This is a genomic window from Lysinibacillus sp. FSL L8-0312 (assembly GCF_038003285.1).
Classification (GTDB): Bacteria; Bacillota; Bacilli; order Bacillales_A; family Planococcaceae; genus Lysinibacillus; species Lysinibacillus fusiformis_D.
On record NZ_JBBOOV010000001.1, the window covers coordinates 3,862,816 to 3,889,248 of the forward strand.

General features: G+C 36.6%; 13 protein-coding genes. 5 read left to right on the plus strand and 8 right to left on the minus strand.

The window, feature by feature from the left end; translation table 11 throughout:
• Window positions 1-30 precede the first annotated feature (30 nt).
• The 5 genes from csaB to MHI22_RS19450 all read right to left on the minus strand — a co-directional run bounded on the left by csaB (window position 31) and on the right by MHI22_RS19450 (window position 7,552).
• A complete protein-coding gene (gene csaB, locus MHI22_RS19430) occupies window positions 31-1,110 on the minus strand; it encodes a polysaccharide pyruvyl transferase CsaB (protein ID WP_340812548.1) in 1,080 nt (359 codons plus the stop codon).
• Window positions 1,110-3,023 carry a DUF5693 family protein gene (locus MHI22_RS19435; RefSeq protein ID WP_340812549.1) on the minus strand — a complete coding sequence of 638 codons (1,914 nt, stop codon included), beginning with the start codon at window positions 3,021-3,023 and terminating at the stop codon, window positions 1,110-1,112. Before MHI22_RS19435 ends, csaB begins: the two co-directional genes overlap by 1 nt.
• Before the next feature lie 20 nt (window positions 3,024-3,043).
• The gene (locus tag MHI22_RS19440) at window positions 3,044-4,600 is read right to left on the minus strand and encodes a putative polysaccharide biosynthesis protein (RefSeq protein WP_101966460.1); all 1,557 of its coding nucleotides are present in this window, start codon (window positions 4,598-4,600) and stop codon (window positions 3,044-3,046) included.
• Complete coding sequence (locus MHI22_RS19445) at window positions 4,597-5,337, minus strand: WecB/TagA/CpsF family glycosyltransferase (protein WP_036124308.1); 741 nt, start codon at window positions 5,335-5,337, stop codon at window positions 4,597-4,599. Before MHI22_RS19445 ends, MHI22_RS19440 begins: the two co-directional genes overlap by 4 nt.
• A 364-nt stretch (window positions 5,338-5,701) precedes the next feature.
• Window positions 5,702-7,552: an S-layer homology domain-containing protein gene (locus MHI22_RS19450; RefSeq protein WP_340812550.1), complete on the minus strand. Its 1,851-nt coding sequence runs from the start codon at window positions 7,550-7,552 to the stop codon at window positions 5,702-5,704.
• 629 nt (window positions 7,553-8,181) lie between these two features.
• On the opposite strand from MHI22_RS19450, the gene MHI22_RS19455 reads away from it, so the two are divergent.
• Complete coding sequence (locus MHI22_RS19455) at window positions 8,182-11,649, plus strand: S-layer homology domain-containing protein (protein ID WP_340812551.1); 3,468 nt, start codon at window positions 8,182-8,184, stop codon at window positions 11,647-11,649.
• Window positions 11,650-13,534: 1,885 nt separating this feature from the next.
• Here the strand turns inward: MHI22_RS19455 and MHI22_RS19460 are convergent.
• The gene (locus tag MHI22_RS19460; RefSeq protein ID WP_340812552.1) at window positions 13,535-14,017 is read right to left on the minus strand and encodes a hypothetical protein; all 483 of its coding nucleotides are present in this window, start codon (window positions 14,015-14,017) and stop codon (window positions 13,535-13,537) included.
• Window positions 14,018-14,358: 341 nt separating this feature from the next.
• Between MHI22_RS19460 and MHI22_RS19465 the strand changes: the two genes are divergently transcribed.
• From MHI22_RS19465 to MHI22_RS19475, 3 genes are all read left to right on the plus strand, one after another.
• Complete coding sequence (locus tag MHI22_RS19465; protein ID WP_340812553.1) at window positions 14,359-14,583, plus strand: hypothetical protein; 225 nt, start codon at window positions 14,359-14,361, stop codon at window positions 14,581-14,583.
• Window positions 14,584-15,270: 687 nt separating this feature from the next.
• Entirely contained in the window at window positions 15,271-17,163 is a 1,893-nt protein-coding gene (locus tag MHI22_RS19470) for a stalk domain-containing protein (protein ID WP_340812554.1), read from the plus strand.
• A 60-nt stretch (window positions 17,164-17,223) separates the two neighbouring features.
• The gene (locus MHI22_RS19475) at window positions 17,224-19,725 is read left to right on the plus strand and encodes an S-layer homology domain-containing protein (RefSeq protein WP_231745126.1); all 2,502 of its coding nucleotides are present in this window, start codon (window positions 17,224-17,226) and stop codon (window positions 19,723-19,725) included.
• A 90-nt stretch (window positions 19,726-19,815) separates the two neighbouring features.
• Here MHI22_RS19475 and MHI22_RS19480 read toward each other — a convergent pair whose 3' ends face one another.
• Window positions 19,816-21,072: an HlyD family secretion protein gene (locus MHI22_RS19480; protein WP_340812555.1), complete on the minus strand. Its 1,257-nt coding sequence runs from the start codon at window positions 21,070-21,072 to the stop codon at window positions 19,816-19,818.
• A complete protein-coding gene (locus MHI22_RS19485) occupies window positions 21,072-21,749 on the minus strand; it encodes a hypothetical protein (protein WP_058845006.1) in 678 nt (225 codons plus the stop codon). The genes MHI22_RS19480 and MHI22_RS19485 overlap by 1 nt, the downstream gene beginning before the upstream one ends.
• A gap of 555 nt (window positions 21,750-22,304) precedes the next feature.
• Between MHI22_RS19485 and MHI22_RS19490 the strand changes: the two genes are divergently transcribed.
• The gene (locus MHI22_RS19490; protein WP_340812556.1) at window positions 22,305-26,354 is read left to right on the plus strand and encodes a cell wall-binding protein; all 4,050 of its coding nucleotides are present in this window, start codon (window positions 22,305-22,307) and stop codon (window positions 26,352-26,354) included.
• Window positions 26,355-26,433 lie beyond the last annotated feature (79 nt).

A 26,433-nucleotide genomic window follows, 5' to 3' on the forward strand; every position in this document is an offset into this window, starting at 1 on the left:
TATTAATTGAAATTCATCGTTTTTTCATGTTTATTGTGAAAAAACCTCAATGGCTAATTTCGCCGTTGCTGTTGCTTCATTTTGTAAGGGTATGATAGCCTGACGCATATTTTCTTGAACCGTCGTAAATGATTCAAGGATTGTGACGGCTTGTTCAAACAATGTCACACCGTTCCAATCATCTGCTTCGACATGACCAATAACTGGTTGACTGACAATGTCAGCAAACGCATCGATTTTTGGATCGTACGAGATGGCGATAAAAGGAGTCGCATAGATTGCAGAAAAAATGAGAGAATGTAGTCGCATCCCAATTAATAATTGAGATTGTCCAATTACTGCGATTTTCTCCTCTATGGATAAATCGGCTGGCGCAATCAAACTTTTCTCCTTCATTAGTGCAGCTACTTCCTGTGATGTTTTTAAATCATGCTCACCATGCATAGGTAAGAAGACAATTTGCTCACCTTGACGCACTAATTCGTCTAGGCTATGCGCAATTTTTTCTTTGTACGCTATGGCGGATGGCCAGTCACGCACACTTACAGAGATATAGCTATCTGCTGATAATGTGACACTTTCGAGCCATTCACTATGAAAGTCACTGCCGTTAAGTCCCATAACAGGGTCTGGCACAAGCTTAGCCTCTTTTCGCACACCAATCTCTGTTAGAAGAGATTGAGAGGCTTTATCTCGGACTGTAATTTGCTCTACCTTATTAAAGACAGAGCGAACAATGAATTTACTTAGAGAGTGATTAATCGGGCCCATGCCTTGGGCGTAAACAAATACTGGTTTTTTCAACCATTTTGCTATTTGGATAACGCCCGCATAGTAAGGAATGGTTTTCATTCCTGTTTGATCCTGCATAAGGCTACCGCCACCGCTGATAAGTCCATCTGCCCTTTTAAGCAATTGGCGTATTTCTTTCATTTTCCAACGATTCACGGCTTTGACACCGTATGTTTGCTCAGTAGCTGCTGGATTATTGGATAATACCGTGATTTCTATATCATGCTGCCACTTTTTTAGAGAGTGGATAATGGACAGCAGGATGGCATCATCGCCAACATTATCAAATCCATAATAGCCAGATAAAACAACGTGCATTATGACCACCTCGCGATTGCCTTAGAAACCCAACGATAACCAATTTTGAAGATGAGGATAAACACTAATCCTACTACAAGGCCAAGAGATACGCTGTATAGTGTACGCAAGACAGAAACAGCTACTGGAATGTGTAGGTGGGTAAATGTATTGACGATGGATAGGAATCCGATAACACCTGGTACAAGTAGGATACTACCCCATTTGCGATTAATCCCCATTACATATAACGCTAAAATAAAGAATGGGAAACCAATTAAAAATTCCTTCGTCCTTGGTCGAACATACAATGTATTTTCGAGCCATTGTCTAAAGGCTAATTCCATATCACTGACAGAGCCAGAGTTACCTGTACGGCTAATGTAAAATAAACCGATACCTGCGACAACTACTAGTAATAGCACATGCCAATATTTTAGTTCTTTGTTTAATAATGTGACGGTATTCGATAAAGATTTTTTGATGTTTTGCTCAGCTAGTCGGTTGATCTCAATTACAGTAAATAATAATACACCCATAATTGGAATGAGATAAACAAGCTTAACTCCTTTAAATACAGCAAAGCCTGTCATAAAGGCATTACCATTCAATAAGCCAATGACAATGATAATCCCAATAAGGCTAATCGCTACGGCCTTCACATATTGCACCAAGATTTTAGTCATTTTCGTAGAGCCTTGCGCCGATTTGATGACTGCATAGGTTGGTGCAAGGACTGCAATAATTAGTGCAAAAGCTTGTAAGAATAGAGTACTTTTTAGAATAAAGTACGCAATAGCTAGTAACGCCATAAAGCCAGCTGCCGCTAAACGAAGAGGCATCCATTTTACTAACTCTGAAACGATAAAGGTAAATAAAATACCTGCTAATAATACGGTTGCTGTGACCCATGCTGGAACGGCAACTTTATCAAATAGCTTTGGTTCACCTGGTTGGAAATGATGGGGCATTGTCTCATGAACACCATTTAAGTATTCAATCGTGTCTTCTATATTATCTTTGGCATTGCCTGTTGTTTTAATATGATAGAAGATGGAGCGAATATTACGCTCTTTGACAGCTCGTGTTGTACGGTCAATACTTGCATTTAACTTTAATTTTGTTTCTCTGTTGACATTGATACTATGCAAACGAATCATATGATAATCCGTCATTTGAGCAATTTTACTTTCGCCTTTAAGCGGGTTGCTTTCAATTGTGTAGAAGTAATAGCCAGCATCACTTAATTTTTCAACTAATTGATTGCCATCTTCTTGTCCAAATCCAATGGCTTCATCGCCTTGGCCAAGCAAACGACCAGCAGAAGCATCTTTTAACGCTAGTAATTGATTTACTATTTTTTCATTAGCTACTTCATTATCTGCATTTTCCACTTTAAAGATGTGGGCTAGTCCATGCTTACTAATCATATCAATCGCAGGCTGATCGTAGCCAATTGGTGTTTTTAAATCAAAATTGTGGTTAGAAGCAGGGAGGAAATAAAAAGCTTCTTCTCCTATTTGTACTTCCTCTGGTTCCATGCTTTCCATGATAAGCTTCTGATAACTTTCATTTTCAGGCACTCGAATATAATAGCCACCCTTAGTGATATCAACAGCATCTTTATAAGGTGTAAATAATAATTGCGCTGCTAATTCGCTTTCTTTATAAACCTTAATTAAGTTTTGCTTTTCCATTTCCTTTAATGTTAAAGGCTCTAGACTTACCGTATTCAGTCCAGCATCCTTTAAGGAGGAAAGAATTTCATCCATTGTTAAATCGCTATTTTTTTCTGCGGTTTGTATTTCATGATAGGGAATGACAATTTCATAAGCATTATTCGATTGCTCTGCATTCCACCTCATCATCATACCTGTGGAGGAAACGATGAGTAAAAGAACAATGATTCCCCAAAGCCATTTCTGTTTCGACATAAGTGTCCTACCTCTCTTAATTATGAAAATCTTTTTCCGATAACAGGGATTTTCTTTAAATCTTGTTTATGGATTGCTTTCATCATCCATAGAAGAAGGAAATAAAGAGCTCCTCCCACTATGATTGCAACAGTTAAATAACCCATCGCCAACATTCGAGACCAATGTGTAAAATCAAGCCAAAGCGTTGGTAAACCAACGGCTGCCCCCATTACAATGGAAGACACAATCATTTTTACCGTATCTTTTCCAAGAACAGTGAAGCGAATCATACGATAAATAAAGACAGAATTCACAATAAATAACACTAAGTACACCAACAACGTTGCATATGCAGCACCATCTAAACCGAATTCTTGAATAAAGAAGATGTTCGCAAACACCTTAAGGACAACTCCACTCAAAATAATGATGGCTCCTGTTTTGGCAGCGTTCATGCCCTGTAAAATACCTGTTCCAAGTAATGTCAGGGATGTAAAGACCGAGCTAAGGTTAATGATGGCTAACATTAAGCTTCCCTCTAAGTCTTTGAAAAGAGCTAGATTTAAAGGCAAGGTTAAGGCTAGCAACCCGATAGCAGCTGGCCAAGAAATAAGATGTGTCATACGATGTGTTCGTTCAATAATACTGCGTGTTTCATTCAATTTACGTTCTGCTAGCTTCGTTGTAATCAGCGGCACAAGTGGTAAGATAATTGAAGAAGCGAAAACCGTTGTGATTTGAACTAATGTCAGTCCTCGACCATAAATCCCGTAAAGGAAGCTAATCTCACTTGCATCTGCTCCAGCATTTCTTAAGCCATATGTGACCGTGAAGGAGTCAACGAAATTAAAAAGTGCCATTGTTACAGAACCAATTGCAATGGGTATGGAGATTTTTAAAATGGTTTTACTGTATGTGGAAAAATCCTTACTAGAATATTTCTCTTTGCTCGTCACTTTTACCGAAGAACGGAAATATTTAAAGAGTAAATAGAAAAGTGATCCAAGTGCACCTAATACAGAACCTGCCATAATACCACCAGCTACGATATCATTTGAATAATCCATCGCAACTAAGAAATACGCAACAATTAAAATTAAAGCGACACGTACTAATTGCTCAATTACTTGTGAGATGGCAGTAGGTCGCATATCCCCAAAGCCTTGGAAAAATCCTCGATAGACAGCCATATAGGGAGCAACGAGTAGTGTTAGGGCTACAATGATCAATGCAATCTCCGTTGAAGGGCCACCAAGTGCATTCGCTATCTGCTCTGAAAAGCCGTAAATGATTGTAAAACTAATGACGCCAAAGGATAATGCAAGGATTCTTGCAGTCACATAAATTTTCTTAATTTTGGCAGTATCCATACTCGTCCTAGCTTCCGCAATCAGCTTAGAAATAGCGATAGGGATACCAGCAACGGATAAATACAGTGCCACCATATAGACAGGATAAACAAGACTAAAGATACCGAGTACTTCATCACCAGCAATATTTTGTAGCGGTATACGGAAAATACTACCAATTACTTTAGAAAGTAATGTTGCAATTGTTAAGATAAGTGTACTTTTGACAAAGGTTGACTGACTCATTTTGTTTTGCCCTGACCTTTAAGCTTTAATGCAAAAACCTTTAAAGCAAAGCGAGGGAGAACGAGCATTCTGCCAAAACGACTTGGCTGACGCAGCACTCGGTAGAGCCACTCCAAGTTTAACTTTTGCCAAATGACTGGTGCACGCTTTACAGTGCCAGCGATCACATCGAAGGAACCACCTACACCGATAAATACACCCTTTGAAAACTTATCCAGATTTTCTGTAATCCATTTTTCCTGTCTTGGTACACCTAATGCTACAAACACGAGATCAGGCTGTAATGTCGCGATTTCATTTGCAAAATCATTATTATTCCAGTCGAAGTAACCATCATGATAACCAACGACATCAACATTCGGGTAGTTTTTATGAATATTCGCAACCGTCTTTTCGATTGTTTCTTTTTGTGCACCTAATAAATAAATTTTAAAACGCTTCTGCTGACCTACTTCCAGCAGCTGTACCATCGTATCATAGCCTGTTACACGTTCTGGCAGTGATTCACCAAGGATTTGTGCAGCTTTAACGACACCAATGCCATCCGCACAAATATAGGTCGCCTGCTGTAAATAATTCATCACAGTGGCATTTTCATTTGCCTGCATAACAACTTCTGGATTGGCTGTTACAACGAAAGTCTTTTCTTGCTGTTCAATACGATGAACGAGTAAATCAACAAACCCTTGCTGATTAATATGTAAAAAGGGTACGCCCATAATTGTTACATGCCTCATATAGTGTTCAAACCTTTCTGTAATTCCTTTTTCACTGCAATCTATCATACCATAAAAGCAATATTGACAGGAAATTTTCGTATAGGGGTTTAGTCGTTATGGAAGAGGGTATATCTCAGACAGGGGAATGAAAGCGGAAAGGGATGTCGATAGTCATAGTCGAGTAGCGCCTATTACTTAGCATGATCGATGAAACAGCTGAATAAGCATAAAATTGTACTAAATTTTAGGAGAATTTTTTCATAATCCTAACATATAATTTCGAGTTTCTTCTATTATATAGCGATCAAATAGTAGGACAAAAATGAACAATAAAAAGAGTGCGCAGCAATGTCGCACTCTTTTTTAGATGATCGCAATCGAATCATTTTTTTACAATATAATCACCATGCACCCAGCCAGTTTTGCCGTTGTAGATTACCTGATACCAGGCACCATTTTTTATGAACTCACCTTTGTCATCGACTTCACCAATAATAAAGCCATTCGGTTTCACTGTGCCTAAAATAGCGCTTGTAGTGGAAGGTTCACTTCTGACATTGAGCGTGATATTCATGTTAACAATCTGTAGACCATTTTCAAGAACGACATAATCATCAAATACCCAGCCTTCTTGTCCATTAACACTTACTTTGAACCAGCCACCATTTTCGCCAAGGACTTTAAAGGATGTATCCTTTGGTAAATTCGTAATGATTGAAGCATTATCAGTTGTAGTCGGGTATGTTCTCATATTGAGATTAATCGTAGCCTTGCCTGTTGCTCCAGCTAAACCTAAATCCAACGCATATTGCTTCGTTGGGCTTGGTAATGATGGCGCGGAAGACTGACTTTGATAAGCAGGTACATCAAACACCAAATTAGTTGTTGTATGAGCACCAATTAATTCGTAGATGTCATAAATCTTTTTTGCTTGAATGACTGCCCACATCACATGCGTAGCATATTGGTGAACGGTTGGATTTTCAGGATTCCAACGCATTTTATATAGTGTGTCTTGCCCCTTGCTAATATACTGATCCTTTACAAATTGAGCACCACCGATAATAGCATCCTCAACAGTAAACCAACCATTTGCATAGGCACGCTCAGCCCCATATTTATTAGCATCTGCATCAATAGCACCAATACCATAAGCATTGTAAGTTTTCTTAATCGCTGTTAATTTTTCACGATTTTCTGCGGTCGCCATCATCGGTTTACCATTAGTATCTAAACCAACCTCGATACCTTTAATGAGTGAAGAGCCACCATTGGCTGTTTCATGTAAGGCATGGGACACCAAATAAATGGCATTGACATTGTTATCGACACCCGCCTTTATAAAGGCATCAGCTGTATTCGCTAAGCTTCCTTTATTCGCAAGTACCTTATCATTCAGTTCCTTTGCACTAAGGTTATTCACCACAGTAGATAATTTTAAAAATTGATAATAAGATGGGCTATCCTGCATAAAGCTTTTTGGGTGCACATAGTATGACACTAGTGCCTCGCTAGCCGTGAAAATGCCTGCACCATCAACCTTTGGATTATTCTTCGCCTGATTACGCACCACCGTTGAGTAATCGTGTGAGTAGTTCGTCGTAGTGTATTGCTTACCACCTGTTTCAGGTGCTTCCAAATGGATTAAACGATAGAGCACAGTAGCTGCCTCGGCACGAGTTGTTTGGGCAAGAGGTGCAAATTGATTATTAGGCTTCCCGACAAGTAGTCCTGTCGTGACGACAGCTTGTACATCTGCATAGGCCCATTTGGCAATACGGGCATTATCATTAAACGTAATAGGGGAGGAAGTTGTGTTGATGTTTTGGTAATGGAGAGCTCTTTTTAACATAGCCGCCATTTCCTGACGGTTAATATGGTCATTCGGGTTGAACTTACCTTGCTCATCACCTTTAATCAGTCCGTGATAGCTTGCCTGTTCGATAACCCCGTAATACCAGTCACCCTTCTTAACATCTGAGAAGGTTGCATTACTAGAAGCAGCTGGCAGATTAAGTGTTCTAACTAGAAATGCAGCAAACTCAGCACGAGTAACAGCATCATTCGGACGATAATTGCCGAATTCATCACCTTTCATTAAATCGTTGGTAATAAGATAGTTCATTTCATGGTAGGCCCAGTGCTTCGAAAGATCTTCTGCTGAAGCGGAAGTAGGTGCCAGATATAACATTCCGGCAAGCACGGCCCCGTAAAGAGGAAATTTACGTTTCATTTTTTTAGCTCCCTTCAATAGCTGATGATGTTCTATCAAACTATCAAAAGTGTAGCATAAAAATAGCCAATCTATCATTACAACATGAGGACAGATAGAGACTGCTTTTCATTAATATAGTAGAAACTCTTGAAAAGTCTGGATTTTACAGAAAAGTACAAACAGTATTACTGTAGCTTTACAATTATTACTAAATTATTACGGGAGTCTTTAATTTTTGACAATTTAGTAACCATTCTAGAAAACACTTGGTTATTAAGGAGAGTCAGGTATAATAGGTAACGGAACTATATGTTACCAATCCAAATAAGGGGATAAATAGATGGGAGATTATAAGTTTCTATAAAATACCACACTAGGTATGGTAAAAAAATCTTCTATAACTAAATTTATGTCCCAGTGCTTGAATTATGGAAAAAAGAGTGTTATATTATTGTAGAAAGTGAATAAGCTTACTAGAATGGTATTCTACTACTCTTTTTCTAGTAACTTTACTAAGAAAATTTGCTTTAGTTTTGAATTATTCAGGAAAGCTATAATACATAAATTTAGGCAACTAATTATGGTGGTACTATAGTTTTCATTGGAATAATATCAATTTTTAGGAATATTAGGGAGGAATACAAATAATGGCAAAGCAAAACAAAGGCCGTAAGTTTTTCGCGGCATCTGCAACAGCTGCATTAGTTGCATCAGCAATCGTTCCTGTAGCATCTGCAGCACAATTAAATGATTTCGATAAAGTTTCAGGGTACGCTAAAGAGGCAGTTCAAGCTTTAGTTGACAGTGGTGTAATTCAAGGAGATGCTAACGGCAACTTCAACCCAACTAGCACAATCACTCGTGCACAAGCTGCAACAATCTTCGCAAATGCTCTAGAATTAGAAGCTGAAGGTTCTGTAGACTTCAAAGACGTAAAAGCTGACGCTTGGTACTACGATGCAATCGCTGCAACTGTAGAATACGGAATCTTTGAAGGTGTAAGCGCAACTGAATTTGCTCCTAACAAACAATTAACTCGTTCAGAAGCAGCTAAAATTCTTGTTGAAGCTTTCGAATTAGAAGGTGAAGCAGATCTAGGTCAATTCGCTGACGCTTCAACTGTTAAATCATGGGCTAAACCTTACCTTGAAATCGCAGTAGCAAACGGCGTTATCAAAGGTTCTGAAGCAAATGGTAAAACAAACTTAAACCCAAATGCTTCAATTACTCGCCAAGACTTCGCAGTTGTATTCTCACGTACACTTGATACTGTAGATGCAACTCCAAAAGTTGACAAAATCGAAGTAGTTGACGCTAAAACTTTAAACGTTACTTTAACTGACGGTACTAAAGAAACTGTTACTTTAGAAAAAGCTCTAGAGCCTAACAAAGAAACAGAAGTTACTTTCAAAATCAAAGACGTTGAGTACACAGCTAAAGTTACTTATGTTGTAACTACAGCTACTGCAGTTAAATCTGTATCTGCAACTAACCTTAAACAAGTAGTAGTAGAGTTCGACGGTAAAGTTGATCCATCTACAGCTGCTGAAGCAGGTAACTATTCTCTTACTGGCACTAACGATCCTGAAGTGGATACTGCAGTAGTTTCTGAAGATGGTCGCTCTGTAACGTTAACTCTTAAAAACCAATTCGAGAACCAAGCAGAATATAAATTATCACTTAACAATATTAAAGCTGGCGATAAAGTTTTAAATGAAAAAGATTTAAAATTCAAGCCTCTTGACAACACAGTGCCAACTGTAGCTAAAGTAGAAGCTTTAGGTAACAAAACTGTTCGTGTACACTTCAGCGAGCCAGTGAAACCTGCTCAAACATCACAATTCCAAATTGATGGTAAAACAGTTGTTGGTTCAATTCAAACAAACTTAAACTCTGTAATCATTAAATTATCTAATGCTTTAACTGATGGAGAACACACTCTAACTGCTGAAGGTACTGAAGATTTCAATAACTTCAAAACAGTAAAAGCTGACACTAAATTCAATGTTGTTGAAGATAAAACTGCTCCAACTGTATCAGTTGTAAGTGCTTCATTTGAGAAAGTAGTTCTTAAATTCTCTGAACCAGTTGAACAAGTATTCGCTTCAAACATCTACTGGATGCAAGGTGGATCTAAAAAGCAAGCTTCTTCTGTAAAACAACTTGCTGATGATAAATATGAGTTAACATTTGCTGGTGACAATAAACTGGTTTACACAACAGATTTACATGTTACTAACGTAAAAGACTACTCTGGTAACGTTATTGATAAAGATACAAAAGTTCAAGTAACACCTGTAATCGATCAAACTCGTCCAGAAGTAATTAGCTCTACATTTGTTAAAGATTCTAACAACAAACAAATCACTATCAAATTTACAAAATCATTAGATAAAGAAACAGCTAAAAAAGCTGCTAACTATGTCATTAAAGACAAAGATGGTAAAGTTCAACCAATCTCTACTAATGTTAATGTAGATAAAGATAAAGAAGTAACAATTACTTTACTTGGTAGTTTAAAAGATACTTCTGATTACACATTAAGTGTAAATGGTGTAGCTGATAACACTACATTGAAAAATGTAATGCTTCCTTACACTACAACTTTATCAGTTAAAGACGTTACTGCACCAACATTTGAAAAAGTAACACGTTTAAATGATAAACAACTTTATGTTGCATATAGTGAAGCAATGGCTACAAGTGGAGACGGAAGCATTGTTGATGTAGATAAATATTCTGTTACTGCTGATGGTACAAAATTAACAATTTCAGGATTTAATGTAACTCAAGATGCAAAAGGAGTTATTCTTAACTTCACTAAAGACCTTCCAGCAGTTGCTTCTAAAGATTTCAAAGTAAAAGTATCACTTGTTAAAGACTTAGCTGGCAATCATTTAGAAGGATATACTAAAGAAAGAACTGTTGAATCACATACAGCGACTGATATTAAATCAGTTGAAGCTACTGCAAAAAATAAAATTGAAGTAGAATTCACTAACCCAATTCAATCACTAGTTCAAGGTGACTTCAAATTTACTGATTCTGAAATTGCTCATTATGAACTTTCTAGTAATGGTAAAGTAGCAACTTTCACATTAAAATCAGATTTAAAAGAAGATGCTACTAAAGATGGTAAAGAAGTATCATTAACTATTACAAATCCATCAACTATTGATGTATTAGGTAACAAAATTAATGCTATTGCTGGCGGTAAACCAGTTGTTGACAAAATCTCAGCTACTGTTGATACTGAAAAAGTAGTTTCTGTTGCAAACAGTCAAGATCAAATCAAAATCACTTTCAATGAAGCTGTTAAACTTACAGCTGATAATGCAGCATCAGATTTCACAGTATATGATGGTCTAAATTCAAGTACTCAAGTTAAAGTAAAAGAAGCAGTATTAGAAAGTCCAACAACTATTACAGTTGACGGTAAACCTGTACAAGTTAGTAACACTGTTATCTTAACTCTTGAGAAGAATTTAGTTGCTGCTACTGTTGAAGTTACAAGCCCACGTTTTGTAGCTGATAAAGCTGATAATGTTATTGCTAAATTCGAAAAAATTTCTGTAGAAATGGATAAAAAAGGTGCAGAAGATACACTTGCAACAGCAAAAGCTGAATTAACATCATCAATCAATGCTGCTCAAGCTGCTCATGATGACGTTGCCTTTGTTGAAGGACCTGCTGCTGGTAATACAATTGTAGGTTCAAGAGCAACTCTAGCAGCAGCTATTACTGCTGCAACAAATGCTAGCAACAAATCAGATGCAACTGCAGCTGATTTAAACACAGCGAAATCTACTTTAGATACTGCTGTAGCAGCTTTCAAGGCTGCTAAAGTTGCTCCAATCACTGGATTAAATCCTGTAAGTATTGTAATTGCTACTTCTCCTGTAGATTCTTCTAATACTGTTGAACTTGCTGCTGGAGAGACTCTTACATTAAGTTCTTCTGCGGAAGCTGTAGCTACTGTAACTGAAGACCCAGCTAAAACAATTAAAGTAACTGGACTTACTGCAGGTACTGCAACTATTACTGTTCAAGTAAAAAATGCTGTAGGTACTGTAATTAAAGCTGGTACTGTAGCTGTTACTGTAGCTACTAATTAATAAAACTAAAAGAAAAGTTACTCTATTAACTGATTAATTCAGTAAACTGAGTAGAAAGGAAAACCCTATGTCTTGCATTAAGCAATGAATATGGGGTTTTCTTTCTGTTTATTTATCCCTATTAATTGTAGTTAATCCTGTTCTTATAAAACATTCAGTTTACAAGGACCTAATCTTACTGCATCCAGTGATGTGCTGAATGACACAAAAGAAATGAAGTCAGGTGAAATCGTATACGGTGGTACCAGGGCGGGGTTCTTTAAAAGATAAGATTTCTATGGTTAGGCAGACGAATCCCTGTAAGCAGGGTAAGCTAATGTATGGTGCGAAATAAAGCTAGGAGCTAACTGTATATTCCTATAGACGCAATGCTATGGAGGCGATCTATGAATTGACTGTTAAACCGGTCGTTCTTACTTCTGGATAGTGGAAACCTAAGGAAATCAGGAAGTAGTGGAACTTTTGAAGTCTTGTTATAAGAGGTGTGTCAGCGGATTTTAGTAGTGTAGATCGCTAGCCGTTTGGATTTGTATGGTAACATATGAGAAGGAGAAAACTAGCAGGAGCGAAGAAATCCAGTCAGTGGTAGATCTATAAGAAACTTATTTCCCAAAATTTTGTTTCTTTAAAAGTTAAATTCAGAGGCAATCATATTAAATGATTGTCTCTTTTATTATTTTGTATCTACTCTTGGAAAGAAGAATTCTCATTCTATTTAATATAGAGGGGTTCCTTGTAATGTTTATCATTTAATGCTTGAATAACTTTAGTGAAAAAAGGAGATGAATAAGTAAAAATCATTAGGTAGGTTAATATGGAATTTTATAAAAAAAAGAAATCTTTTGCTACAGTTGTCGTAAAAAAACTATATTTACTTATAGAGATACGTATAGAAAGAACGGGGTAGACAGTCATTGTAGTGAATGTTCTGGTATTTGGTTTGAATGGCAAAATAGAGCTGTGGAGAGGGAAATGGAAAAGTGGATTGAATATAATAAACATCTTATCAAATGACTAATAGGTTGTTTATCAATAATTAATAGAGAAGTTTATACTCGAAGCTCTGCAAAGAAAGTCTTTGCAGGGCTTTTTCATTATGAATATAATAAGCTTCTTGATAAAAATATTTTATTATTTAGTCTAGTTAAATGTATTAAGCCTAATAGTAAATTAAAGACATTTTAAATATGGTAATACTAATAGTAATGGGGCATTTTCTCGTATATGAAGTTAATAAGCAATAGTAATAAAGGCAATAATAAGCGGAAAAATTTTTAGATTCTCCATGTGAAGTGCATGCTTAATAGATTAGAGTCTTATTGTACTATTGATAAATAACAGACATTATTTTCGTTATCTATTTTATCAACAAATTCAACAACTTGTTCAATTTACTAAAAAAGCTTTTTACATTTTGTTTTTTAGCTCGAGAAGATATTTCGATATTAAATAACCTCTTTTTGTATGAAGGGAGATATTGTTTAAAGAAGGTAGTTTTCTCAAAGATTGTTGCTGTTAAAATAAAAAAACAGATTTAATCTACAAAGCGTGTAGAATAAATCTGTTTTTTGTAGTTTGATTTTCATGAATCAAAATTACTAAAGGATTCCATTAGCCATTCCTGTAGCGCTAAAATAAGAACTATACCACAGAAAATGAAAGATGTTTAAGTTCTTTCACAGGAAAAGAGATGCCTTAATCCATAATCACACTTGATTGCTGAAGATCGTTTTTCTGTGTCCCCAAACTTTTATTTTAGAACTTTTTTTATCGACCTTAACAGCTTAATACATTGCAGTCCATCTTGCGCTATTTTTTTATATTACGGGCTTACTGTTTACTGAACGAAGAATTGACGAATTTAAACAGGGATCTAGTTTAACAATTAAAGTGGAGAAACCACAAGTTGATAGTATTTATCTGGCGTATAAATAATGTTGTATGGCGAGAATATTCCAATAACATATTGTGGCACAGAGCCATCACTTTTTAAGCCAGGAATGTTTAAATAAACATTTTGATAGAAGTCTCCATTGTCTCTGGCTACTTCAACATATTTTCCATTTATTTTTTCATATACTACTACCCCATAATTGTATCCGCCATCAGGAACTTGCAAAGCAATTTGATAGCCATTAGGATTAGTTCCATATTCAAATTTCCAATAATCAATATCATTTACTGAACTGATGTAACCTCTATTTATTGCCTGATCGATGTTATAAGTAATAACCTGACTGCCAGTAGCCCAGCTATCGTTCGGTTCTGTTTCCCACTGAATATAATTCGCTGAGGCCGCTGAGGCACCTGTGGACAATAAAAATATTGTGAGTAATGTCATAATAGAAAATGTATAGAGTTTCTTCATTTTTCAAACCTCCTAATATATTGTTTGGGTGACCAGCTAATACTAGATTAACATATTATATGTTAATAAGGAATTATTTTACTTATAACTATTATTTTACAATTGTTGTAATTAAACAGGAAATAAAAATCGAACTCTATCAGTATTCACTGCGGATTATAGCTTATTTATATTATTGTTTAATCTTTATATAATATTCACAAATTAGAAAACATCAGTAAAAGTGAAAGCCCATCAACCTTAATTTAGAGTGTATACTTTGTAAAGGATATTTTGAAAAAGCGGAACTTCTTTGAACTGTACCAAGAAAATACCAAACGACTTTATCTTACTCACCTACGATGAATGGTTATGAATACACAAACCAAACACCATTTACTATTAGTTTTGTTGGAGATGGTGAAATATTAAAAACTTTTACGCTCTCAAAAGATAACAATGTAATTAAAGTTGATATCCCAATTGATGTGAAAAGGACATTTGGAGTAATTATAGAAGGTGACGTAACGGATTACTCAATTGTCACATTACTAGGATCAAAATTTATAAATAAGTTGAACAGGTAACTTATATAAAAAAACTTTATTTGTAGGCAGTAAGCCACTAATGCGTTTAAAAAGCATCTGATGAAAAGTGGACTCTTTCAAACCTCGAAATGCATATTATGGAAGATAACTCTGAATATATATAAAAAATTATAATAATCGTCGTATTAAATATGTATAATTTCCATTTCTTAAGTAATTGGAAAAATAAAAAAAGTAGCTAATTTATCTTTGAATAGATTAGCTACTTTTATTTTTAACTTACATTTAAAGTGGATTGTTCTTCTTGGATAGCCTTAATAGGTTCTGTTCTCCATACTTCATTTTCTATGGTGATTACCCAAAAGTTATGTAACTTTTTTTTATAAAACGAGTCTACTTAAGAAAATATAACTTTACTGGAAGTTCTAATAGTAATGAAGTTACTTATCAAATATTATGCACATATAATTTGATAAAAAGCTGACTTCATTACCTTTAAAATACAGTACGATGGGGGTTATACATAAGGATTTATCAAGTAGCAATGAGTTTGATAGAAAATGTTCATGGAGATTTGGAAATAGCCTTTTCTTTCTATGAAGCTTTTGAAGGAGAGGGGTTAGCACTCTAGTACCGAATTCAACTCTTTTCGATAAAAATCCCACATTTTAGGGTTTTTTCGTGTTAAGATGTTAAAGACTATGGAATGTGAAAAAGGAGATTAGCATGTTTAAGAAACTTAGGAATACATGTATTGTATCGGCAGTTGCTTTGGCTACCATTTTGCCTGGACAAGCATCTGCAACAGCTATTAGTAAAGATGGAATTCAGATAAAAAACAATGTTTCGATTACGATTAATGGAGAGACGATTAGTGTCAATGACCCTATCTTAAATAAATCGGATTTCTTATTATTACCGATGCGCGCATTATATGAGGCGATTGGTGCGAATGTGGAGTGGAATAAGGAAACATTGACAGCGTCAGCTACTCGAAATGGTAAGCTTGTCGATTTAACGATTGACTCTATGAACGCATTAGTAGATGGGGAAGAGGTGGCGATGGATGTCGCACCGTTTATGTATAAGGACCGAACTTATATGCCATTACGCTTTGTCAGTGAAAACTTTGATGGCACTGTGAATTGGGACCCCGATACTCAAAGTGTAGATATTACGTTATCTGATGAAACACCAGAGCAACCTCAAGAAAACCCATATATTTTACATATTAATAATCATCGCATTGTGATGAAAGATCCAATTGTGATGAAGCAATCAAGATCCTACATCCCAGCGAATTATATATATGAATACCTTGATGATTCAACAGGTATGTGGCTACCAGATAACTCTTTTGAATTACAAATAGCTGGCATGAGCTTTGTTTTTAAGGATAACAGTAATCAAGTTTTAGTGAATAATGAAGTTGTCACTTTAGAAGAGGTTCCTTTTGTTCAAAAAGGGAAGATGTACGTTCCTATTACCTTTGTAGTGAATGCATTAGGCGGAAACTTGCGTTATATAAGTGAAAAACGAGAAATGTATTTATATGTCTATCATTATATGTATACAAGCTCTTTCCTTGAAAAATCATTTGGCTCAACAGCTTATCCAGAAGCCGTTCCTTCTGCTCGTTTAGAGGGAGATCGTGATTTATTTATTAGTGACAACCCAGAAACTTTAACACGTAAATTAGTTCCTAAATCTAATGCTACGCTTGCACAATACGATGTTAGTGCAACAGCAGCATCGAATAAGCACCGTATCTTTGGTTGGCATTATAACACATTAGGGACAGATGTGAAGCTTGGGATTACGGTTCAAAATAAATCTACTACAGAGAGTATTAAGGTAACAGAATCGAAGGGCATTAACCAAAAAACTGGGAACAGCTGGGTAGGCCACGATATTGGTTTAACAATTGCTGATGCTGTTTTAAATAACAAGCTTCAAAGATCAACAAGTAAAGGTACTGTGATTGAACCAGGAGAAACAAAGGTTATTGAAACATACGATTTAGAATACGACTATATCATTGGTTTTTTACATGATTTAGATATCCAAGCGGCTAACGGTGGAAAGCCAGAGTATACAATTCGTACAGTGCTTACAAAGGATAATAGTGACTTAAGAACGATTCAATCAGAGCAGGTTGCTGTTGATGAATATGCTAAACATCCAAGGGGTGCTTGGCCAAGTGCTACAATTCTAGCAGAGCTACCAGCTTATACAGTAGATTCTCCAGAGGTAGGCTATAACATTTCTAACGGCCGTACAGATCATTTACAAACGGCTGAAAATTCCTTCTCCCAAATCAATGGAGCAGTAGGGAATCCAGGTCATTTTGGCATGAACTATAAGGTGTCGATTCCAGTGGTGAATTCATCTGGTACATCAAAAACGATTAAGATGAAATTAGCTGGTCGTGGTGGTTTATATAGTGGTGCTATTAAGGTCAATGGCAAAGTATATTTAGTGCCTTCTTTACGAGTAGGAACAGAATATGTTGAGCTGCCAGAGTACACAATTGATGGTTCATCAGGAACAATTGAATTAGAACTAATGCATGCTGGTGGTGTCAATCTTCCAGTAGCTATCTATGTAGGAACAAAATAAAAAAGTCACTGGCACGGGTCATGTGACATGAGATCGTGCCATACTTTGAATATATTCGGAGTGAAGAAATTGGCAAGGAAACTAGTAACAATTATTGTAGCCCTATTTGTGCTTATACTAACAGTTAGCCCAATCAATGGACAAGCAGCTGGTTTAGGCAATAAAGTCAGTGAAGTTAAAACGGAGGTTTCACCACAGGTAACACATATACAGCAAAGCTATACTTCAGGTTCTATTCGTGAGTTTGTAAATGTTTTAGATGTTAATTTAAATAATACATATACAAAATTAGAAATCGGTATGCCCAATCCTATTAATTCATTAAAAACAACATCAGCGATGGCAAAGCAAAATACGTATGATGGACATCGTGTTGTGGGAGCTGTCAATGCTTCTTACTTTTTAGGTAATGGTATGCCCGCGAACTTGTTAGCGGAAAAAAATGAAATAGTGAACTATGGTATTTTAGGAGATACGTATGATAGCCCAACACAAAAACCAGTTGCGTTTGGTTTATCAAAATCAGGGAAAGCCATAGCAGATTATTATACAACAAATCTAACGTTCCAAGTGAATGGCAAAAGCTATCCTATTGATCTCATTAATAGTGAACGAGGAACGAATAAAACAGTTTTATATACACCTGAAAAAAGAACGACAGGTACGAATACATGGGGTGTAGAATTAGTGGTGACAGGTGCTAGCCAAGATACAAATGTCTTGCATTTTGGCGATCAGTTTTCAGGCACAGTTTCGCATGTAACAGCCTATGGGGCAGAAGGTAACTCATCTGTACCAGCGGATGGCTTTGTTATTTCTGTTCAAAATAAAGAGTTAGCTGCTGAATTAAGTACAATTACTTCAGGCACGAATGTGGATGTAAGCTTATCCATTGATCAAAAATGGATGGATGCTCAATTCATTTTAGCTGCTGGACCAATGCTAGTGCGAAACGGCAAAGTAGATATTTCGATGCCGACGAATTCTGGTTTTGCTTCAACACGTAGTCCACGTACAGCAGTTGCAGTGGATGCCACTGGTACGAAGGTATCTCTTGTAACAATTGATGGTCGCATAAGCGGTCACAGTAATGGGGTTAATTTATCAGATTTAGCTTCTCATTTAATTTCAATGGGCGCTTCTTCGGCTATTAACTTAGATGGAGGCGGCTCTACAGCGATGGTCGTGCGTAATCCAGGTGGCTATTTTGCCAACCTAGTGAACAGACCATCAGAGGGCAGTGAACGTCGTGTATCAGCCATTTTGCAGGTTGTGAATACAGCGCCACCAGGACAAGCAAAATCGATTACATTAAGTAGTGTCAGTCAAGTAATGAAAGGTTCGTCTGTAGATATGCAGGTAGCAAGTGCCTATGATCAATACTTGAATCCGATGACGATCAACCCAGCCAATATGAAATGGACTGTGGAAGGAAATATCGGGAAAATGGATGGGGCAACCTTTACCGCTACACAAAAAGGTGAAGGGAAAATTATCGCAGAATATGAAGGAATCCGTACGTCTACACCTGTAAAAGTAATAGACTTAGCAGAAAAACCTATCGTACTAGATAGCTTCGATAATGCGTCATCTTGGACAACTGAAGTGGCAAAAGCCAATGCTTCATTAGCAAACTCTAAAGAGTATGCTAGACAGGGAACTGCTAGCTTACAATTAAACTATGATTTTACGACAGCAGGCACAGGCACAAAAGCGGCCTATATGGTTGCTAAGACACCAATTGCTATGACAGGTCAGCCTAAAAACATCGGTCTTTGGGTATTTGGTGATGGCGGTAAGCATTGGCTAAGAGGTGTAGTTGTTGATGGTTCTGGCGCTAAGCATACGATTGATTTCACAAGTCAGGGCGGTTTAGACTGGAATGGCTGGAAGTACGTTACGGCGAATATTCCGAGTGATTTAGCGCAGCCATTGAAATTTGAACGTTTATATGTTGCTCAACCAACAGCGTCTCTTCAAAAGAAAGGGCAGCTATACTTCGATCAATTACAGGCTGTCTATAAAGATAATCATGAGGAATTAATTTATACAGATGTTGCAAAAGGACATTGGGCATTTTCTGAAATCCAAAGCCTAAACAATAAATCGCTTATTAAAGGGTATGCCAATGGAACATTTAAGCCAGAAGCATCGATTACTCGTGCAGAGGCAGCAACAATCATTGCTAGAGCTTTAAATCTAACAACGACGAAGGATTCAAGCTTTAAAGATGTGAGTAAAGGTCACTATGCTTACAGTGCCATTGCTGCCGTAGAGCAGGCTGGTATTATTAAAGGGCAAGAAGCAGGGAAGTTTAATCCAAATGGACAGCTTTCACGTGCAGAAATGGCTGCGATTTTAACAAGAGCGTACAAATTAACAGGTACAAGTAAGGTAAGCTTCACAGATGTTAAATCAACACATTGGGCATATAGCAATATCCAAGCACTTGTGGCGAATAATTTAACTGGAGGTTTCCCAGACAATACATTTAGACCAGATGCACAAATTACACGTGCTCAATTTGCAAGCTTCTTAAATAGATGCTTATCATTAAAATAATATTGATGAATCCCCTGTAGCTACTACAGGGGATTCGTTCGTAACAAAAAAATCCGCCTAGCTCATAAGAGAGCGAAGCGGATTTTTTATTTAGAATACAATGTATTTCACATATTGTTTCCAAGTTAAATCTTTAAAATGGCTCCATTGTATTTTCTCAACAGGCAATGTGCGGAAGGTATAGGCTGCAATATTACGTTTCTCATTAGAGAGCATTGGCGTGCCTTCCTCTACATAGTCCATAAAAATAGCGGATTTCGCTGTGTTAAATTGCACATTGATATCGATCAGCTGGATTTTGCCCTCCTGATTGATAATATAAAGCTTTTTATTTCCTTTTTTAGTCGTCGCTAGCCACGATTTATCGACTTTGTAAGAATCGAATGCTTCATTGACAATAATGGATGCCTTGCCTGTAGTTGAAAATGGGATGTCCTCTAATGGAGCATCTTGCTGTAACGTTACTTCATAATTTGTTGGCTGTGGTAAAGCTGCTGTTTTGGCTAGCTCATTTGCCCAAAATGTATGATCATCTGTAGCGATCATTTGTTTTTCTAAAACCACACCTGATAAGGCATCTTTAACATGTTTGACTTTAAAATCAACGGTTTGGCCTTCCTGTACCTTTTGCCATTCCTTTTCTGATAAATAGGCATACATTGCTTTTTCATTAGAATAGATTTCAAACGTTACTGTACCAGCTTCTTCTTTAATGGCAGATATGATACCGTCAATAGGGCTGACAATGCCTTGTCGAGATTGAATTTGTGTAATTTGTGCTTCAATTAGCGCAATTTGACGATTTGTTTCGGCAATATGTCGATTTAACAGTGCAACGGCTGTCGATGCTGAATTTTGTTGAGCAAGCTCTAATTTTAGCGTAACAGATAGTTTATCATTGATTTGGTCCGTATTAATCGAGCTTTTCGGATTAGAGCCATCTCCATATTCATCCTCAATTTGGTCGAGTGCATCCTGTAAATCACTTAATTCTGTTTCATAGGCAGTACGTTCTGATTCAAGCTTTGTTATCTCTTCATCTACCTCATCCGTTTGATAGGTAGCAAGCAAATCATTCATCATCACTTCCTGACCACGCTTTACATTCACAGCCGATAAGCTAGTTGCATCAGCCGTAATCGTAAATGTTTCAGCAGGTGCTACAATCGTTTCTTTATTGACACGCTCAGTATTTGTGCCGATATAAGCTTTTTGAAACTCGTTGATAAAGTAGGATCGTGTGATGTTGCTATCATTCTTGAAGACTAAATAAGCATTTATACCGATTACTAGCATCGCCAACACAATGGTCATACTTGTCCATGGTCTTGCTTTGATAAATGCCATCATCCTAACCCCCTAGCAATCCATTCTTTTATTGGTAGCACACTAATCATCCCAACAAATAAGGCCATAAATAGTTGTACACCAATCAATTTGACTACTAATATTTTTCTACTAGCTGCTTCCTCCCATTTAGATAGGAATAGATACTGCACAATAATGATTAAAACGGTCGTTACTGTCAATTGGTTGATGCTAAATAAGACGAAATCTGTTTCAATCACCTGTAGGGCAGCTGGAGCTAATGAGAAGAATGAAAACATTGTTGTATAGCCTACTGCGTAGAAAACAGCAAAGAGAATTGCTTTTTCGATTAATAAGAAGGCAACAACATAAAGCTGGACTTTTTTAATCCAAGAGTAAGGAATGTCCGTTAATAGATGTAATAGATAGGTAACCCCATAATAATGGAAGCAAAAATAGACGATTGCCCATAATACAGCACCGAGCATGGAAAGTACGCGTGCTACAAAATAATCATTTTGTTGATCCATTGCGAATAGGGTCGTTAAATTTTCCGTCCCCATTCCCCAATATTCGCGTACAGCATACAACAGGATAAATAAAATAAACACTGATAATACGCGTTTCTTATATCCGATGACCTCACCTTCCTCTACTATGTTTGTAAAGTAGGTAGGATTTTTTAAGCTATGCCAGAACTTATAATGGTAAAACATAAACAGCGTCCTTTCTTCCAAAATAGGATTTCAAAGTTGTAGTATACACCTTGTAAAAAGATTATGACATATGAAATTAGCTGTTTTTTTTCATTAATTTCGTAGAAAAAATCATATGCCGTCACTACATGTCGGTTGATGTAAACATCACATAAATCTATTGTATAGTATAATTGAAATAACTTCCTGTTTTTCTAGCTAGTAAATTTGAAAAATTATTTTTGATACTCATAATTTTGTAAATATACTAGAATGTCTTGAAAACATGATATTTATACCGATACTAAAGTAATGATTATCAATTACACTTTGCTGTAATTACGTCCGGATTTTTTCGAGCTTGCCCGAAACGTTTTATTTCAAAATCTGTGACATCCGCCAGAGGTATTGGGGCTACTTGATGCTGGTCACAGACCTTCATTACTACAAGACGTGGCACATTTAGACGGTGTTCCCTTATTTCGGTGGGCATTTAATTAATCGATGAAAAAAGTAAAACAAGAATTTAACTCTGTCTAGTGGAAGGGGATAAATTCTGAATCAAGATAATTGAAAATGAACATAATCATTTTCCCATACATAAAAGATGAAAGGGTGGTTCGATTGAATCGAAAATTGACAGCAGGGGTCATAACAAGTCTTTTACTTGCACCTACGGCTATAGCGAATGCACAGGAAAATGATGCGCAAACTCGTGTGACACCACAGACAGAGCAAGTTGGCTATGCCAACGCGGTAGCAGCTGCTACGACAAGAGAGCAGCTCATTGCAGAATTTGGTAAGTTATCTGAAAATTCTTCAGGTGATGAAATGGTGATTGCAGAAGGAAATCTCATTGTTGTACAAAATTCTGGAGATTTTAATGTTGATGAAAAAGCAATTATAAAAGCGAAGTATGAATATGTAGTAAAACATCGCGAGCTATTAACAAAGCTTAAAGGAATGGGCAATAAAGTTAATGGAATTTTGTATTCAAGTAAAACGTTTTTTGAAGAAGTTGAAGCTGTAAATGACGAATATGTTAAATTTTTAGGAGAAAAAGAACCAACAGATACAACATCCTATCTATATGTACAAGCTCAATTTAAACAGGCCGTTGATACAGCGCTTATAAATAACGCAAGTAGTATTGCTCCTACTATGCGTAACTCGGTGTTGCAATATGGTTATGATAAGGCAGCACGTGATGCGTATTTTGGCAAAAAAGGACTGGACGTTGGAAAACTATCAAAATTAGGTAAGGATGTAGAAGCTACTGAATTGATTGCTAGCGAGCTAGTGGATTTAGTTAATTTATTGGAGAGTTCTGCAAATTTTGAAGATATTTCGACTGCACTAAACAGTTTTACAACTGGATATAATACCTTAACTGCAGATCAAAAGAAGGTGGTTGAAGCTTATAATCCAAACGATGCTTCCGTAACGCCCTTCAAAAAATATAAGGACGCTCTAACGAGTCAGTCTGCTGTAGAAAAAGTTATTTTAAGTATTAATCAGCTGAAAGCAAAACAACCATCTGAATTCACATCAGCAACAAATTTCATTAGTGCGGTATCGTCTGTTGAAAAAGCATATAACAGCCTTGATACGGCATCAAAAAATTTGGTGACAAACGCTTCTATACTTGAAGAGTATAAAAAAGCGGCTGAAATTTCCAAGCGAATTTCAGCACTACGTGTATCAAGTGATGCTGCTTATCGTACAGAAGTAGCTTCAATTAAAGATATTTATGATAATCAATTAACCCTAGAAAAGGGATATATAAAGAATGCGGCTGATTTTGAAATAGCGGTCGCGAATATTGCTTCTGCACAACAGATTGAAGGACTCATCTTGGCAATTGCAGGTGCTTCAGATAAAGTACAAGCAATTAAAGATGCTCGAACTGCTTATGATGCTCCTCCAGCACCATCTGGAACAACAATCAATGCGGCAAATGTCAAAAAAATTGTTAATAATCTAGCAGAGTTAACGAAGTGGGAAAAGGTTTATAACGCGTCTTTAACTGTGGATAAATTAATCGATAGTATTGATCCAACAGCTTCTACTTTTGAAAGCAAGACATTAGCTGCACAGGCTGCTTTCGATAAGCTTGGAGAAAGTGAAAAGACGTTAGTTCAAGGCACAAATAAACTAACTCTGTTTTTCAAATATGCGGATGTATCGAAAAAAGTGAATGCACTGAATTCTTCTGTGTCTGACTACAACGCACAGCTTGCAACATTGAAAACTGCAGTTGCTGCTTTAGATGCTTCGGGCAGTGAATATGCAGCAGCGCTTGATAATATCAAAGATAAACTCAATGAAAAATTAACAGCTCTTACAAACGAAGCATCAGCAGTAACAGATGTTATGAGCAAGATCGACAGTTTAAATACATCATCTAATCTCGTACAGGATATGCTAGATGCTCGTTCAGCTTATAATGCACTACCATCAGCAGCAAAAAGTCGTGTAACGAACATTAAAGTTTTAACAGATTTTGAAAAATCACATAAAGCTGTTGTGAATGTCATCTCACTCTTTGAAAAACTTGATCCATCTTCTAAAAGCTATATTTCCAAAGCGAAGTCAGCTTTTACTGCTTATGCAAAGCTAGATGACAATAATAAAGTATATGTAAAAAATTACAAGGATTTAAAAGATATAGTACCAGTTGTAGATGTCATTGTTCAAATTAATGCTTTAAATCCTTCTAAAAAAACGTATAAAGTGGATGTAACAAAAGCAACAGAGGCATACGCGGCATTAGCAGATGCAACACTTCAAGGAAAGGTTGTCAATTATGCTGACCTAATAAAAGCACAGGGGTATATCGATACAGCCAAAAACTTTGATGCCCGTGTCGCAGCATTGGCGAATGAGAATCCTGACACATTTGTCAAAAAGGTAGCCGACCTAGCTGCAGAATATAAGACGATGGATAAGAATGTTAAAAAGCTGGTAGAAGAGTACAAAACGTTAAGTGCGTATGAAAAAAACAATAAGGCTGTAGTAAAGGTTATTCAAATGATTGATGCCTTAAACCCAACAAGTAAGGATTATACGAAAAAGGTACTTGCTGCACGCAAAGCCTATAATGCGCTTGATACAGTATCACAAAAACGAGTGACGAACTATGATAATCTGACAGCAGTTGAGGATGTAGCTTCTTTGATTGGTCTTATTGCTTCATTAAAGCCAACGAGTAAAACATTCTATCAGGATATGAAAACAGCTCGTGAGCTTTACGATTCACTACCTGAAGCGAAACAACAAGCTATCATCAACTATGATGCTCTGGTGGCAGCAGAAAATGAACAGGGCTTAGCGCAGAGCGTGATTGAGCTTATTAATTTAACAGAAGAACAAGATGCAGACTATTTAACGAAGCTGATGAATGCACGAGTAGCCTATGATAAGCTGTCATCGAATCAAAAGAAATTAGTGACAAATATTAAAGATTTAACAACACGTGAAAAAGCAGTTAAACCGATTTTAAGTGTGATGGTTCAAATTAATGAACTAGATCCAGAAGCACAAAACTTTGTTAGTAAGTTTAACGCCGCACGTAAGGCCTATGACAAACTATCAAAGGATCAGAAGAAATATATTGATAATATTGATGTACTCTTAAAGTTTGAGCCTGTTTCTAATGTGATGGAATTGATTAGCAAACTAAAATCTTCTAATAGTACATTCCTTCAGGATACATCACGAGCACGTTCATTGTACGATGCACTGCCTGCTGATTTGCAGCAATATGTGACAAACTATTATTTATTGCAAGCAGCTGAGTCTAGTATTTTAGGTGCTGGGAATGTAATGCAGATGATCAATGACTTACCATCTGTTGATCCAAAGCAATATGTGAAACGTATTCAAGAGATTCGTGCGGCTTATAATGCTTTACCAAAGGATCAGCAGCGAGCTGTACAAAATTACAGAGTGCTACAAGATCAAGAGAAGCTAATTAAGCCTGTTATTAGTGTGGTAGAGGATATTGACCGATTATTAACAGCCAAAGATATGAACAGCCAGTATCAAAAGATTTTAAAAGCCTATGATAAGCTCAATGCCGATCAAAGACGCTATGTCTATAACGACCAGCTATTGCTATCATTAGACAACGTGATAAAAGTTTATAATAGCATTGCTAACTTGAATCCGAAGGATAAGTTCTACTTTGGTATGATCGAAGCGGTGCGTAGAGAGTATGATAGCTTGAATACAATAGATAAACAGCGTATTTCCAACTACTCAATTTTATTAGAGGCAGAGAAAAGCATGGCTGACGTCAAGAAAGTGGTTGAGTTAATAGCGGGACTTTCACCAAGCTCGCCAACCTATATTGAAGATGTGGCTAATGCAGTTGCTGCTTATAAAGCGCTGGATTCAAAAGTACGAGGACAAGTCATCAATGAGGATGTATTAAAGCAGGCTGAAAAAGATGTGGCAGCTGTTTTGAAAGTTGTCCAAGCCATTGGCGGCATTGATCCAGAAAGCTCATCCTTCGAGAAAAAAGTATTAGCTGCTCAAAAAGATTATAGTAATTTATCGATTGAGCAACAGGGGTTAGTTTATAATTTCCGCATTTTAGAAGAATATCTAAAAATGATACAATAGTCTGACGAAAAAGGAGTTTCCCCAATGAAGATTGCGGGAAAACTCCTTTTATAACGAGAAAATAATGGATTTACTTATA